This is a genomic window from Actinotignum inguinis (assembly GCF_051265835.1).
Lineage (GTDB): Bacteria > Actinomycetota > Actinomycetes > Actinomycetales > Actinomycetaceae > Actinotignum > Actinotignum timonense.
Genome location: NZ_JBOZDP010000039.1, coordinates 1 through 1,704, shown reverse-complemented (window position 1 = coordinate 1,704; position 1,704 = coordinate 1). Strand labels below are relative to the sequence as shown.

1 protein-coding gene is annotated in these 1,704 nt (G+C 54.2%); it reads right to left on the bottom strand.

Features of this window, described 5'->3' with window-relative positions; all coding sequences use genetic code 11:
* Positions 1 to 18: 18 nt before the first annotated feature.
* Positions 19 to 1,584, bottom strand: coding sequence for an IS1634 family transposase (locus tag ACRQFC_RS09175; protein ID WP_320754604.1), 1,566 nt, complete (start codon positions 1,582 to 1,584; stop codon positions 19 to 21).
* Positions 1,585 to 1,704 lie beyond the last annotated feature (120 nt).

The window sequence follows — 1,704 nt, the reverse complement described above, 5'->3', positions numbered from 1 at the left end:
AACCTGAGTCGTGCAACTTTAGTGACCCAGACTGTCTAGGATTTCTTGGGCTTGGGGCGGGATGGGATCACTGGAACGGATTTCATGGCCCTGATAAAGGATGGTTTGTTCCTGGATCGGGCGTAGCAAGCGTACGAGCTTTTTAGTCGTGACCCCGGTTTCCTGGTAGAGATAACGGGAGATAGCCAAAGCCGCCATCACCACGGTCAGGTGCGCTTCGATTGCCTCACGTTTCCGGTGGAATATCGGCCTGGCCCGTAAATCCGATTTAGACATACGGAAAGACTGCTCCACGTGCCACAATTCGTGGTAGGAATCAACGATTTGCGTTGCCGGAGCCACCGCGATCGGGATATTAGTGACATAGCCTTTCAATCCTTCTAGCCTCCGGGCACGTTCAAAGGCCACCTCATCGAAACTACAACCGTTACGAGTGGTTTTCACGAACCTGGGTTTACGCGCGGGCTTGAAGCCTTCTATCGCCTCCATAGCACGCCGGCGTTGGGCTTCCAGGGTGAGTCCATCCCTGCGGGCTCGCCTTGCGGAGTACTGCCAGATAGCCCGCCAGGACTTGACCATAGTCTCATCCCACACAGGCTCGTCTTCCTTCAACTTGTCATTGACTTTCGTGTTGGCATGCCGGGGCGTGACCGTGTCGATAATCTGCCCGTCAGTAAAAGACGCGCCATGCCAGTGGAAATGGGATTCCAGGTCGTAGGGTGCTTTGGTTTGCCTGGCCCCGACTATGAACCTGAACCCGGCTGCGTCTAATTCCTTGAGGTTGTTGGCGCTGAGCATTCCTGCGTCTGCTACCACCACGAAACTATCTAACCCGTGACGGGCTTGAAAGCCTTTCACGACTGGGAGAATGGTTTTAGTTTCGGCTTTGTTACCCTCAAAACAACCGATCTCCAAAGGAAACCCGCCACGGTCTACCAGCAAACCCACCACGATTTGAGGGTCAACACGTCTTTCTTTCGAGTACCCGACTTTACGTAATCCCTCATTCGCGTCCCCGTCCTCGTCCTCGCGTTCAGCCTCGAAATACAAGGTAGTCACGTCATACAACACCAGTGATAAATCCCCGGATTTTGTGGCGTGGCCGAAACACGCCCGGGCGAGTTGGGATCGGTAGTCTTTATCCGCGCAGCGACGCAGGGTAGTGAATATGGTACGCAAACTCGCGTGCTCAACACCGAGCTCGTCGAGGATACGGATCGTGTCGGCTTTCGAGGCCGGTTCAACAATTCTGGCTAAAACCAACTGCTCAAATACGTTGTCTCTAATGGCCTGGTCGAAGCCCACTACCCGGTAGGCGTCCTGGAGGACTTGCCACAGTAGTGTTGAGCGTTTAGCCAGGGTAGAAGCACGCGGGCTACCAGGGCTACCACTATCGAATAAATCGAGTTTTAACTGGCCCGGGGAGAGTTCTTGGCGGCCTTTCTCGAGTAATGCCGCCAGTGTGGCCTCGTCGTGTGCCGAGCCGAGGTGTTTGATAACCCGGTTTACCCGGCCTTGTTTTTCCACGATCTGCACGGCCGTGGCACCCGAGGCGGTTCTCACTTTACGTAGGAAAGGTGCCATGATCCCAGTCTAGCTAAAACACCACCACCCTTTTAGTGACCCAAAACCACCAACCACAACCCTCTGACCAGGCCAAACACTCGAGAAAATCTTAAAACTCAAAAAGTTGCACGACTCAGG